Genomic DNA, 12,961 nt, shown 5'->3' with positions numbered 1-12,961 from the left:
CCTTTCAGGCTACCACCACAGGGTGGTGACGCCCAATACCACGAAGATGACCGCGCTGGCGCCGTGTATCCACTTCATGGGGATGCGATCGGCGCCTTTCCTGCCGAGCAAGACCACGGGCACATTGGCGGCCATCATGCCCAGGGTGGTGCCGGCCACCACCAGCCAGAAATCCTCCACGAAACGGGCCGCCAGCAGCACGGTGGCGAGCTGGGTCTTGTCGCCCATCTCCGCCAGGAAGAACAGCACGAAGGTGGTGACGAAGGGGCCGAAGCGGCGGAAACGGCCCTCTTCGTCGTCCAGCTTGTCGGGGATCAGCATCCAGGCGGCCATGGCGAAGAAAGAGGCGGCCAGCAGCCAGCGCAGCCAGTTGGGATCCAGCCAGTGCTGTATCCAGACGCCGACCCAGCCCGCCAGGGCGTGGTTGAGCAGGGTGGCGGCCAGGATGCCGAGGATGATGGTCAGGGGCGTTCTGAAACGACAGCTCAGCACCAGGGCGAGCAACTGGGTTTTATCGCCGATTTCGGCGATGGCGACGGCAAGGGTCGAGGTGGTCAAGGCTTCCAAGGTGTATACCAGAGGGGACAGGATTGTTATCAACCAATGAGCAAGCCGTGCCGCCCGTCCCCGGTATCGGCATCAGCCTGTCAAAGGTCTCGTCAAACCCCTAAAGGTCACGGCCGCCATGGTGATTTTGCACCAATGATGTTGACGACCGTCTCGCGTAGAGCGACTACTCCCCCTTGTGCAGGAGCCGCCATTCTAGCGGTCGGCGGTAAAAAAGCAAGGGCTTAGCCGCCCACCTTCTTGACCTGGAAGCCGGCCTTGGTCAGCAGGGCGGTCACCTGCTCCAGCCGGTCGCCCTGGATCTCGATAACACCGTCCTTGATGGCGCCGCCGGTGCCGAGCTGGGACTTCAGGCGCTTGGCCTGCTCCTTGACCTGCTCCGCCGGTACGCCGTAGATGCAGATGACACCGGCGCCCTTGCGGCCCTTGGTTTCGCGGCGCAGCCGCACCAGGCCGTCGGCGGGGAAGGGGCTGTTGCCGCCGGCCGCCTGCTCGTCATCGGCCCGCCAGCCGGGATCCGTGCTGTAGACTAACTTGTTCATGATTTCGGCTCTATGATGAGTTGCAGCAGTTCGCCCTCCAGCAGGGCACGTTTGACCAGGGCCAGGCCGCCGATGGTCTGGTCGTCCTGGAAGTGGGCCCGCACCAGGGGCAGGCCCTGGTGGAAGCTGGGCAGGGACTGGTACTCGATGGCCTTGCCGATCAACGGAAACACGATGCTCTCGGCCTCGCACAGGGCACCGGTGAGCAACAGCTTCTGCGGGTTGAACAGGTTGACCATGATGGCCAGGGCCTGACCCAGGTGTTCGGCGGCGCGCTCCAGTATGTTGCGTGCCAGTTGATCGCCGGCCAGGGCCGCCTGGCACAGGGCGGTCATGGTCAGCTGCTCGGGCCTCAGCTGGCTGTGATAGCCCTGCTCCAGCATCTTGGCAGCCTGACGCAGCAGGGCGGCGTCGGCCACCATGGTTTCCAGGCAGCCGAAGTTGCCGCAGTGGCAGCGATCGCCCAGGGGATCGACCCGGATATGGCCGATTTCCGCCACGTCCCGGCCCAGGCTCTTGAAGATGCGCCCTTCGGTGATGATGCCGGCACCGACACCGTGGTGCACGCTGACCAGTACCGAGTCCAGGCAGTCCCGTGCCGCGCCGAAATAATGTTCGGCCAGGGCCAGGGCACGAATATCGTTGCCGATGAATACCGGCAGCCCGAGTGCCCGGCGCAGTATGGCGGCCAGCTCTACCTGGGCCAAGGGGTAACTGGGGTGGTAGATCACCTGGCCACGCAGGGCGTCGGTGAGGCCCGGCATGATCACCGACAGGGCAATCAGGTTGAGCTTGCCCGCCCGGCGGGCGATAAAGTCGCCGATATAGGCACAGAGCGCCGTCAGCAGGGCATCTTGCGGCTGGGAGGGAAAGACATGGATCTCCCGGCCGTGGGGATGGCCTTCCAGATCGTACAGCGACAGGCTGAGCTCGCCCCGGCCCAGTTTCACCGAGATCAGGTGGAAGTCTTTGGTGACCGTGGTCAGCGAAATGGCGCGACGGCCGCCGGTGGAAGCCTGGTGCTCCATTTCCCGGATCAGGCCGTGCTCGAGCAGGGTCCGGGTGATTTTGGTCACGCTGGCCGGAGCCAGGTTGCTCAGCTCGGCAATCTTGACCCGGGAGATCGGGCCCTGGCTGTCGATCAGCCGGTAGACGGCTGAGCTGTTGACCTGTTTGACCAGGTCAACATTGGCGATTTGTCCGCGGGTCATTGGGTTGTGAAATGTCCGTTTGCCAATGTGGCCCTGACCCGATAATGGGTGTCAAAAGCCACCAGATTAGCCACCTTGCCGACGGCGACGGAGCCCAGCTCCCGGTCCAGGCCCAGTGCCCGGGCCGGATAAAGGCTGGCCATGCGCAGCGCTTCCTCCAGTGGCAGCCCGACCTGTTCAACCAGGTTGCGGACCCCTTCCACCATGGTCAGCGCCGAGCCGCCGAGTGTACCATGCTCATCCACGCATTGCCCATCCCGCACATAGACGGTGGCACCGCAAAAATCGAACCGGGTGAAGTCGGGTCCGGCGCCGGCGGCGGCGGTGGCGTCGGTCACCAGGCACAGCCGCTCGCCCAGCACCTTGTGGGCCAGCCGTACATTGGCATAGTGCACATGATGGCCGTCCACTATGATGCCGGCGCAGACTCCGGGGTGATCGTAGACGGCGCCCACGGCGCCGGGTTCGCGGCCGCTGACGGTGGGGGTCATGGCGTTGTAGAGGTGGGTGGCGAAGCCCACCCCGGCCTCGAAGCCGGCCATGGCTTCGTCGTAGCTGGCGGCGGTATGGCCCATGGACACCAGGATGCCGGCCTCGGCCAGGCGGCGGATGTGCCCGGCGCTGTTGCACTCGGGGGCCAGGGTCAGCTTGGCGATGACGTCAGCGTTTTGGCACAGGAAGGCCAGCATGGGCTCGTCCAGCGCCCGGATCTGCCGTTCGGGATGAATGCCCTTGCGTTTGACGTTGGTGTAGGGGCCTTCCAGGTGCAGACCCGGCACCCGGTGCCGGTAGCGGGCCATGTATTCCCGGGTAACCGCCACCGCCTGCTGCATATCGGCATCGGGGGAAGTGATCAGGGTCGGCAGGAAGCTGGTGGTGCCGGACTTCAGGTTGGCCCTGTGCATGGTATCCAGGGTGTCCAGGCTGATGTCGTCGTTGAACATGACGCCGCCGCAACCGTTGAGTTGCAGGTCGATAAAGCCGGCACTGAGCAGGGCCCCGCCCAGGTCGTGGCGGGGGAGCTCGTCGGCCAGCCCGGCCAGAGGCAGGATGGCGGCAATCTTGTCCTGTTCGATCACGACCGCCTGGTCGTTGTGCAGGCGTTCGCCGTCGAACAGGATGCAGTGGGTCAGGGCAAACATGGGGGCTTACTCCAGGTGTTTGATATTGTCGGCTTCCAACTGCTCGAAGTAGCGTACCGTCTTCACCTTGAGTTCCATGGTGGCGGCGGTGTCGCACACGATCAGGCCGCGCGGATGCAGCTGCAGGGCCGAGACCGTCCACATGTGGTTGACGCCGCCTTCCACCGCCGCCTGCAAGGCCAGGGCCTTATTGTGGCCGGTCACCAGTATCATGATTTCTTCGGCATCCAGCAGCGTGCCCACGCCCACGGTCAGCGCCAGGCGCGGTACCTGCTCGGGGTCGTTGTCGAAGAAGCGGGAGTTGGCCAGCCGGGTATCTTCGGTCAGGGTTTTTATCCGGGTACGAGAGGATAAAGAAGAAGCCGGCTCATTGAAAGCGATATGACCGTCGCTGCCCACCCCGCCCATAAACAGGTGGATCTTGCCGTATTGCCTGATCTTGTCTTCGTAACGGCGGCACTCGGCCTCCAGATCCGGGGCATTGCCATCCAGCAGGTTGATGTTTTCAGGCCGGATGTCCACATGATTGAAGAAATGCTCATGCATGAAATGGTGGTAGCTCTGGGGATGCGTTTGGGGCAGCCCGACATATTCGTCCATATTGAAAGTGACCACATGGCGGAAACTGACATCCCCGGCCTGGTACAGCTTGATCAGCTCCTGGTAGGTGGCCAGGGGAGTACCGCCGGTGGGCAGGCCGAGCACGAAGGGGCGCTCGGCGGTGGGGGCAAAGGCCTTGATCCGGTCGGCGATATGGCAGGCGGCCCAGCGGCTGACCAGGGTAGCGGTGGAGAGGGGGATTAAACGCATGGCGGACACCTTTTAAGTTGAGTATCGAAGGATGATCATATTTTTCATAGTAAAATAAGTTGGGGTTATTGGCCAGCGTGTCGGTCTTTAAATAATCAATTTAAGTGATTCTAATCACAAATAATCAGATCTTAATTTGTTGTGTGAATTATATGCGCATAGACTGGGTGCAAGCCGGTTTGGACAGAACTGGCTCCCTAAAGACATGTATAAGGAGATTGGCCGTGAACGTGCTGGGTTATTTACAGAAATTGGGCAAGGCGCTGATGTTACCCATCGCGACCCTGCCAGTGGCGGCGCTGCTGTTGCGCCTGGGACAACCGGATTTGTTGGGCGTGGCCTTTATCGCCGAGGCGGGCGGGGCCATCTTCAGCCAGCTGCCGCTGCTGTTCGGCCTGGGCATCGCCGTCGGTCTGTCCAAGGATGACGCCGGTGCGGCGGCCCTGGCCGGAGCCGTTGGTTACTTTGTCTTGACCGGCGCGGCCAAGACCATCAACAGCGAAATCGACATGTCGTTTTTCGGCGGCATCATCGCCGGTATCATCGCCGGTCACTGCTATAACCGCTTCCATATGGTCAAGTTGCCCGATTATCTGGCCTTCTTCGGCGGCAAACGGCTGGTGCCGATCATGACCGGCCTGGTGGCCTTGCTGGCCGCTTTTATCGCCGGCTTTGTCTGGCCGGCCATTCAGCACGGCATCGATACCTTCGGCATGGCGGTATCGACCTCCGGCGGTATCGGCCAGTTCTTCTACGGCCTGCTGAACCGGGGCCTGATCCCGGTGGGGCTGCATCATGTGGTGAATTCCATCTTCTGGTTCGGCCTGGGCGAGTGTCTCAAGGTGACTTACGAGGCCGCCGGGGCGATACAAAATATCTGCATGGATCCGGCGCTGGTGCGCACGCTCAGCGTGGGCGGTGCCGTCCCCGGCGTGGATGGGGCCACCATTACCCAGATTGCCGGCGAGGCGACCCGCGGCGACCTGCACCGCTTCTTCGCCGGTGACCCCACCGCCGGGGTGTTCATGGCCGGCTTCTTCCCGGTGATGATGTTCGGCCTGCCGGCGGGCGCTCTGGCCATGGTACTGGCGGCACCCAAGGACAAACGGGCCCAGGTAGGCGGCCTGCTGCTGTCGGTGGCGGTGACCTCCTTCCTGACCGGCATCACAGAGCCGCTGGAGTTTACCTTCATGTTCCTGGCGCCGGTGCTCTATGGTATCCATGCCCTGCTGACCGGCCTGTCGCTGGTGGTGGTCAACCTGTTCGGGGTGCTGCACGGCTTCGGTTTCTCCGCCGGCCTGTTCGACATGGTGCTGAACTGGGGCCTGGCCACCAAGCCCTGGACCCTGGTGGGCATAGGGCTGGTGTTCGGTGCCGTCTACTTCACTACCTTCTACTTCGCCATCAAGGCCTTCAACCTGAAAACACCGGGGCGTGAGGCGGACGAGCCGGTCGCTTCCGGTCGCAGCGTGACCGACAAGTCTGAACTGGCGCGCGAATACCTGGAAGCGCTGGGCGGGCAGGACAACCTGACCAATATCGATGCCTGCATCACCCGCCTGCGCCTCACCATGAAGGATCGCAACCGGGTCGACGAAACCAGGCTGAAGGAGCTGGGGGCCAAGGGGGTGGTCAAGCTGGGTGACCAGAACCTGCAGGTGATACTGGGTCCGCTGGCGGAAATCATGGCGGCGGAGATCAAGGCGTTGACCGACCATCGCTGACCTCGTCACTCGCTTGACATGGCGGTGCCCGAACGCGGTACTCCGACAAGTAGAGGCCGCCAGGCAGCTCTGCCGCAGCTAGATAAGGGGCGGCAGAGCTTGCCAGCAAGAGGATGCAGGGGCGGTCAATAGGGTGGCAACAGGGGCAGTGATGATATCCGTGTTCAAACGGTGCCGACTCGGGTCGGCGCCGTTTTTTATTATTTAAGGGAATAAAGTGCACCAAGGTGGTGAAAGGAGACATTTTAATCCGGTCAAGAGGTCCGGAATGGTGCAGTAAACTGGGCAGGTGGCGGTCATGTTGTTTTTTTCCGTTGGTGATTTTTTCAAGCTGTCAAGCTCACCATCCGGAAGGGGTCAGACTCAAAAGGTTATACACAGCGGGCGCGGCCCTTGTGCCGGCAGGGCTTGGCTCACTTATCCACCATTTCTGTGGATAAGGCTGTGGATTGGATAGACAAAACCGGTGCAAAGCCAGCTGTGGCAGGCCTTTCCAATAAGTCGGCAAAAAATTGACCAAAGTATATTTTTTTAAAAAACAATAAGTTAAAAAAAGATACAAGAAATTTCCGCTCAGTATCTGAACGGCAGTGTCAGGAATAGAGTAAAAACACAAAATGTGGGTTTTTGTGAAAAGTGACAGCTGAAATGGTGGATAAGTCAAGTGGAGCGGAGCAGAATTTGGCTCCCCCTGCTGGACTTGAACCAGCGACATACGGATTAACAGTCCGCCGTTCTACCGACTGAACTAAGGGGGAATCTCGTGAAGAGGCCGCAGATAATACGCAGTGGGGTGGGGAGGGTCAAGGGCTAAATCGGTTTTTTCGGTGGCTCCGCCCCGGGGGCAGTTTTCGCTTAAATTTACCGGCCCGGCAGGGGTAAACTGGATATTGGTGAAAGAGGAGAGCGGCAATGAGTAAAGACTTCCAACTGGTCAGCGACTATCAGGCCAGCGGCGATCAGCCCAACGCGATAGCGCAGCTGCTGGAGGGCATCGATGCCGGCCTGGCACACCAGACCCTGCTGGGGGTGACCGGCTCCGGCAAGACCTTTACCATGGCCAACGTCATCGCCAGGCTGAACCGGCCCACCATGATACTGGCGCCCAACAAGACCCTGGCGGCCCAGCTTTACGGTGAGATGAAGGAGTTCTTTCCCCACAATGCCGTGGAGTACTTCGTCTCCTACTACGACTACTACCAGCCCGAGGCCTATGTGCCGACCACCGACACCTTTATCGAAAAGGACGCCTCCATCAACGATCATATCGAGCAGATGCGGCTGTCGGCCACCAAGGCGCTGATGGAGCGGCGGGACGTGATCATCGTCGCCTCGGTGTCGGCCATCTACGGCCTGGGCGACCCCCAGTCCTACCTGAGCATGATGCTGCACCTGCGCACCGGCGACCGGCTCCACCAGCGCGACATGCTGCGCCGGCTGGCGGAGCTGCAATACAGCCGCAACGACGCCGCCTTTCAGCGCGGCACCTTCCGGGTGCGGGGTGAAGTGATCGACATTTTCCCGGCGGAGTCCGACAGCGAGGCGGTGCGGGTAGAGCTGTTCGACGATGAAATCGAGCGCATCAGCCTGTTCGACCCGCTCACCGGCGCCGTGCAGCAGGGCCTGGCGCGCTTTACCATCTACCCCAAGACCCATTATGTGACCCCGCGCGAGACCCTGCTGGGCGCGATAGAGCAGATCAAGGTGGAGCTGCAGGCACGCAAGGCCCAGTTGCTGGCGGCCAACAAGCTGTTGGAAGAGCAGCGCATCAGCCAGCGCACCCAGTTCGACATCGAGATGATCCAGGAGCTGGGCTACTGTTCGGGTATCGAGAACTACTCCCGTTATCTCTCGGGGCGGGGGGAGGGCGAGCCGCCGCCCACCCTGTTCGATTACCTGCCCGGCGACGGCCTGCTGATTATCGACGAATCCCACGTCACGGTGCCGCAGATCGGCGGCATGTACAAGGGCGACCGCTCGCGCAAGGAAACTCTGGTGGAGTACGGTTTCCGGCTGCCTTCGGCGCTGGACAACAGGCCCCTGCGCTTCGAGGAGTTCGAGGCCCTGATGCCGCAGACGGTGTTCGTGTCCGCCACCCCCGGCCCCTATGAGCTGGATAAGTCCGGCGGCGACGTTGCCGAGCAGGTGGTGCGCCCCACCGGCCTGCTCGATCCCGAGCTGGAGGTACGGCCGGTGGCCACCCAGGTGGACGACGTGCTGTCGGAAGCCCGCGCCCGCGCCGAGCGGGACGAACGGGTGCTGGTCACTACCCTCACCAAGCGTATGGCCGAGGATCTGACCGAATACCTGAACGATCACGGGGTGCGGGTGCGTTACCTGCACTCCGACATCGATACCGTGGAGCGAATGGAGATCATCCGCGATCTGCGCCTGGGCCAGTTCGACGTGCTGGTGGGCATCAACCTGCTGCGCGAGGGGCTGGACATGCCGGAGGTCTCGCTGGTGGCCATTCTGGACGCGGACAAGGAAGGCTTCCTGCGCTCCGAGCGGTCGCTTATCCAGACCATAGGGCGGGCGGCGCGCAACCTGCGCGGCAAGGCCATCCTCTATGCGGATCGCATCACCCGCTCCATGGCCGCCGCCATCGGCGAGACCGAACGCCGCCGGGAATTGCAGCGGCGCTTCAACGAGGAGCACGGCATAGTGCCCAAGGGGCTCAACAAACGCATTACCGATGTGATGGATCTGGACGGTACCAAGCGGGTCGGCTCCAAGCGCGCCAAGGAGAAAACCCCGGTGCCGGCGCACCTGCCCAGCGCCAAGGAGCTGGCGACCCAGATCGCCGAGCTGGAAAAGACCATGCTGGATCACGCCCGCAACCTGGAATTCGAGCAGGCAGCCGCGGCGCGCGATCGCATCCATGCGCTGCGGGAGCAGTTGCTCCGCAGCTGAACCATAGCCGGAAGCTAGAAGCTAGAAGCTAGAAGTGAGAGCCTACCTGGCTTCCGGCTTCCGGCTTCCGGCTTCCGGCTTCCGGCTTCCGGCTTCCGGTCAGGGCTTTGCCTGATACGCCGCGGTATCCCACAGCGGCACCGTCGACAGCGAGTGTTTGAAGCTGCCTTCGGTTTCCTTGGTGCTGTAGGCCACGTACAGCAGGGTCTGGCTGGCCTCGTCGTAGATACGGCGGATCTTCAGGCTCTTCAGGAAGACGCTCTTCGACTTTTTGAACACGATATCCCCACTCCGGGACTTGTCCACCGCCGCTATCATCGCGGGGGTGATCTCGCCGGTCTGGCGGCAGCTGATCGACATGTCGGACGGATCCGCCAAACTCAAATCCGCCACCACATTGGAAATATGGCAGGTAACGCCGGTGACCACCGGATCGGTCAGCACCTCTATCTTGATGTCCTTGGTGGTGAACACCCCGAGCGAGACCTTGCCCACCTCCTTGTTGTCGCAGCCGCTCAGGGTAAGGGCGAGCAGCAGCAGGCCCATGGTCGTTCTCGTCATCTTTTTTCTCCCGGTCTTGGTTCAGGGGCGTTCACTGGGGCCCGAGCAAGCCACAGGCAGCTTGCCATGTAAAGTTGTATCTGTTTTGTCCTTTCGTGCCGTCGGCCTGATCCAGATCAGGGAAAGGCGAGATCGGGAAATCGCCTTGTTCCAATATATGGTGTTTCTATTTAGCATTAAACACAACATGTAGTGTTTGGTGCCGAGTGATGCTTAATGCTTTCGAACCCAGGGTAGTGTTGCAGGAAGTACCCGGCGAGGTCAGCCTGGCCTGGCTGGTCACCGGCTGCCCCCTGGCCTGCCCGGGCTGCCACAGCCGCGACAGCTGGAACCCGCAAGCGGGCAGCCCGCTCACCGGCGAACGGCTGCAGGGCTGGCTGGAGCGTTATCGGGTCCTGCTGACCTGCGTGTTGTTTTTTGGCGGAGAATGGGACCGGGAGGCGCTGCTGGCACTGCTGCGCCAGGTGCGGCGGCAGGGGCTCAAGACCTGCCTCTATACCGGGCGGGAACGGCTGGGCCGGTCGCTGCTGGCCGAGCTCGACTACCTCAAGACGGGCCCCTGGCGGGCCGAGCTCGGCGGTCTCGACTCCAGGGACACTAATCAACGGCTGATTTGCCTGAGCACGGGTGAATCGCTCAATCACATTTTTTGGAGAAGGTCATGATACGTCTGCACCCGGAGCAGTTGAGTGCCAAGGTAGACAGCTTTAATGCTTATATGAAGGCGCCCAACGCGGCGGATGGCTCCAAGATGGATCCCAATGCCAACGTGACCCAGAAGAACATCGCTACCGCCGAGGCGGAGCTGATGAAGGATTTTTTCGTGCAGGTGAACCGGGGCCTGGTGAAGAACAAGATTGCCGAGCTGTTCGGCGCCGAGCTGGCGACGGAATACGAGCGGCAGATAGAACAGCATGAGATCTACGTGCACGATGAAACCAGCCTCAAGCCCTATTGCGTGTCCATCACCATGTACCCTTTCCTGCTCGATGGCTTGACCCGGCTCGGCGGTGAGAGCAAGGCACCCCGTCACCTGGAGTCCTTCTGCGGCGCCTTCGTCAACTTGGTGTTCGCCATCAGCTCCCAGTTTGCCGGCGCCGTGGCCACGGTGGAGTTTTTGACCTACTTCGACTATTTCGCCCGCAAGGACTATGGCGACGACTACCTCACCGAGCATGCCCATGCCATCAACAACCATCTGCAGCATGTGGTCTACGCCATCAACCAGCCGGCGGCGGCCAGGGGCTACCAGAGCGTGTTCTGGAATATCTCCCTGTTCGATCGCGATTACTTCACCACCATGTTCGAGTTTTTCGTCTTCCCCGACGGCAGCCGTCCCCAGGCCGACTCGGTGTTCCGGCTGCAGGCCCACTTCCTCGACTGGTTCAACGAAGAACGACGCAAGGCGGTACTGACCTTCCCGGTGGTGACCGCCGCCATGCTGACCCGGAACGGCGCGCCGGCCGATACCGACTTTGCCGGGCTCTGTGCCGAGCAGATGAGCCGGGGCAACAGCTTCTTTATCTATATGTCGGACAGCGCCGACTCCCTGGCCTCCTGCTGCCGGCTGCGCAACGAGGTGAGCGATCATACTTTTTCCTACACCCTGGGGGCGGGCGGAGTGGCCACCGGATCCATCAACGTCATCACCCTCAACATGAACCGGCTGGAGCAGGATGGGCGCTCCCTGCTGGGCGAAATCCACAAAATCCAGCGCTACCAGGTGGCCTACCGCCAGCTGATGGAAGACTTCCTGGAAAATGGCATCCTCACCGTCTACGATGCCGGCTTTATCAGCCTGGACAAGCAGTTTCTCACCATCGGCATCAACGGCATGGTGGAGGCCGCGGAATACCGGGGCATCAGGGTCGGCAACAATCCCGACTACCAGCGCTTTGTCAGCGAACGGCTGAAGATCATCTACGACGCCAACCGCATGGCGCGGCAGGAATACGGCTACCTGTTCAACACCGAGTTCGTGCCGGCGGAAAACCTGGGGGTGAAAAACGCCAAGTGGGACAGGGCCGACGGCTATGCGGTGTCGCGGGACTGCTACAACTCCTACTTCTATGTGGTGGAAGACGAGGAAGAGACCCAGGTGCTCGACAAGTTCGTGCTGCACGGCAAAGACCTGGTGCAGTACCTGGACGGCGGCTCGGCACTGCACCTCAACCTGGACGAGCACCTGAGCCAGGCCGGTTACCTGCAGCTGTACCGTATCGCCGCCAGCAGCGGCTGCCATTACTTTACCGTGAACGTGCGCGCTACCCTGTGCAATGACTGCGGCCATATCAGCAAGCACACCGACTGGGCGTGCGGGCAGTGCGGCAGCGAAAATATCGACCATGCCACCCGGGTGATCGGCTACCTGAAGCGGGTGTCCGCCTTCAGCGCCGGCCGCCGGGCCGAGCACGGCCGGCGCTTCTACCACCGGTCATATCGGGACTGGGGACTCCCCAGTCCCGGCCCTTACAGCCAGCCCTTGCGTTTGAAGAAGTAGTAGGTGCCGCAGGCGGACATCAGCATCATCACCAGCGACATGATATAGCCGTAGTCGAAGCCCAGCTCCGGCATGATCTCGAAGTTCATGCCGTAAATGCTGGCGATCAGGGTCGGCGGCAGGAACACCACGGCGGCCACCGAGAAGATTTTGATCACCTTGCTCTGCTCCAGGCTGGTAAAGCCCATGGCGGCTTCCAGCTGGAAGTTGATCTTGTCGAACAGGAACTGGGTGTGGGGCAGCAGGGATTCGATGTCGTAGAGCATCTCGTCGATCCATTTACGCTGCTCGTCGCTGGCGCTCTGGCGCAGCGAGCGTTTCAAAAACCGCAGGGCGCGCCGGGTGTCGTACAGCGCCAGCCGGATGTGGCCGTTGCCGTTCTCCTGCAGCATCAGATCCGACAGGGTCCTGTGCAGGTCGTCCACCTGCAGCACTTCCTTGGCGGTGTCTTCCAGGGTCTTGTAACCGTCTTCGATCAGATCGGAAATGTACTCTATCTTGAGCTGGAAAATTTCCAGCAGCAGATCCGGGGCGTCTTCCACCTCCAGCCGGTCCTGGCGCATATAGTGGCGCAGCAGCCGCATCAGCCCCAGATCGTCTTCCCGCAGGCTGATCACCATGTTGTTGCGCAGGGTGAAGAGCACGTTGATGCCGTCGATTTCCTTGCCCAGCCGCTGGGGGAACAGGGAATGGATGTGCAGGCCGTCCTTGTCCCGGTAGAAGCGGGCCGAGGCCTCGATATCGTCCAGTTCGTCCAGCTCCGGTGCTTCCTCGACGAACAGTTGTTTCATCCACTGTTGTTCGAGTTCGTCGGGTTTGAAAATATCCAGCCACAGGGTATCGACGGGCAACGAGTCCTCGGTGGTAAGCGGCTGAATATCGAGGGACTTTCCGTTCAGTGTATAGGCTGTGATCATACAGCTCTCCAACCAATAAACAGTGAGTGGCACTATATAGAGGCCGGCGGCGGATGTCAGGCAATCTGTGACAT

At 61.3% G+C, this 12,961-nt stretch carries 11 protein-coding genes, 1 tRNA gene and 1 riboswitch; of the genes, 4 read left to right on the top strand and 8 right to left on the bottom strand.

Annotation, left to right across the window (positions count from 1 at the left end):
• Window positions 1–9 precede the first annotated feature (9 nt).
• From JKV55_RS11105 to nagB, 5 genes are all read right to left on the bottom strand, one after another.
• Window positions 10–567, bottom strand: coding sequence for a TMEM165/GDT1 family protein (locus JKV55_RS11105; RefSeq protein ID WP_202085246.1), 558 nt, complete (start codon window positions 565–567; stop codon window positions 10–12).
• A gap of 22 nt (window positions 568–589) precedes the next feature.
• A riboswitch (yybP-ykoY riboswitch) is annotated at window positions 590–754 on the bottom strand.
• A 37-nt stretch (window positions 755–791) separates the two neighbouring features.
• Complete coding sequence (locus tag JKV55_RS11100; protein WP_202085243.1) at window positions 792–1,109, bottom strand: translation initiation factor; 318 nt, start codon at window positions 1,107–1,109, stop codon at window positions 792–794.
• Window positions 1,106–2,320: an ROK family transcriptional regulator gene (locus JKV55_RS11095; RefSeq protein ID WP_202085240.1), complete on the bottom strand. Its 1,215-nt coding sequence runs from the start codon at window positions 2,318–2,320 to the stop codon at window positions 1,106–1,108. Before JKV55_RS11095 ends, JKV55_RS11100 begins: the two co-directional genes overlap by 4 nt.
• Complete coding sequence (gene nagA, locus JKV55_RS11090) at window positions 2,317–3,462, bottom strand: N-acetylglucosamine-6-phosphate deacetylase (protein WP_202085238.1); 1,146 nt, start codon at window positions 3,460–3,462, stop codon at window positions 2,317–2,319. The genes JKV55_RS11095 and nagA overlap by 4 nt, the downstream gene beginning before the upstream one ends.
• Before the next feature lie 6 nt (window positions 3,463–3,468).
• On the bottom strand, window positions 3,469–4,272 hold the full coding sequence (gene nagB / locus JKV55_RS11085) for a glucosamine-6-phosphate deaminase (RefSeq protein WP_202085236.1): 804 nt from the start codon (window positions 4,270–4,272) through the stop codon (window positions 3,469–3,471).
• Between the two features lie 224 nt (window positions 4,273–4,496).
• Here nagB and nagE point away from each other — a divergent pair, with 224 nt between their 5' ends.
• Entirely contained in the window at window positions 4,497–5,996 is a 1,500-nt protein-coding gene (gene nagE, locus JKV55_RS11080) for an N-acetylglucosamine-specific PTS transporter subunit IIBC (protein ID WP_202085234.1), read from the top strand.
• 682 nt (window positions 5,997–6,678) lie between these two features.
• Here the strand turns inward: nagE and JKV55_RS11075 are convergent.
• Window positions 6,679–6,754: transfer RNA gene (locus tag JKV55_RS11075), tRNA-Asn, on the bottom strand.
• 154 nt (window positions 6,755–6,908) lie between these two features.
• On the opposite strand from JKV55_RS11075, the gene uvrB reads away from it, so the two are divergent.
• Window positions 6,909–8,909 carry an excinuclease ABC subunit UvrB gene (uvrB, locus tag JKV55_RS11070; protein WP_202085231.1) on the top strand — a complete coding sequence of 667 codons (2,001 nt, stop codon included), beginning with the start codon at window positions 6,909–6,911 and terminating at the stop codon, window positions 8,907–8,909.
• Window positions 8,910–9,008: 99 nt separating this feature from the next.
• On the opposite strand, the gene JKV55_RS11065 is transcribed toward uvrB, so the two are convergent.
• Window positions 9,009–9,470 (bottom strand): CreA family protein, encoded by a 462-nt coding sequence (locus JKV55_RS11065; protein WP_202085228.1) that lies wholly within the window; start codon window positions 9,468–9,470, stop codon window positions 9,009–9,011.
• A gap of 209 nt (window positions 9,471–9,679) precedes the next feature.
• Here JKV55_RS11065 and nrdG point away from each other — a divergent pair, with 209 nt between their 5' ends.
• On the top strand, window positions 9,680–10,135 hold the full coding sequence (gene nrdG, locus JKV55_RS11060) for an anaerobic ribonucleoside-triphosphate reductase activating protein (RefSeq protein ID WP_202085226.1): 456 nt from the start codon (window positions 9,680–9,682) through the stop codon (window positions 10,133–10,135).
• A complete protein-coding gene (gene nrdD, locus JKV55_RS11055; RefSeq protein ID WP_202085223.1) occupies window positions 10,132–11,970 on the top strand; it encodes an anaerobic ribonucleoside-triphosphate reductase in 1,839 nt (612 codons plus the stop codon). The genes nrdG and nrdD overlap by 4 nt, the downstream gene beginning before the upstream one ends.
• On the opposite strand, the gene corA is transcribed toward nrdD, so the two are convergent.
• A complete protein-coding gene (gene corA / locus JKV55_RS11050) occupies window positions 11,940–12,887 on the bottom strand; it encodes a magnesium/cobalt transporter CorA (RefSeq protein WP_202085220.1) in 948 nt (315 codons plus the stop codon). The two genes, nrdD and corA, sit on opposite strands and share 31 nt — an antisense overlap.
• Window positions 12,888–12,961 lie beyond the last annotated feature (74 nt).

Source organism: Zobellella iuensis, assembly GCF_016746085.1.
Classification (GTDB): domain Bacteria; phylum Pseudomonadota; class Gammaproteobacteria; order Enterobacterales; family Aeromonadaceae; genus Oceanimonas; species Oceanimonas iuensis.
The sequence above is the reverse complement of the archived record's forward strand: the minus strand, read 5'-3'. Positions and strand labels throughout refer to the sequence as shown.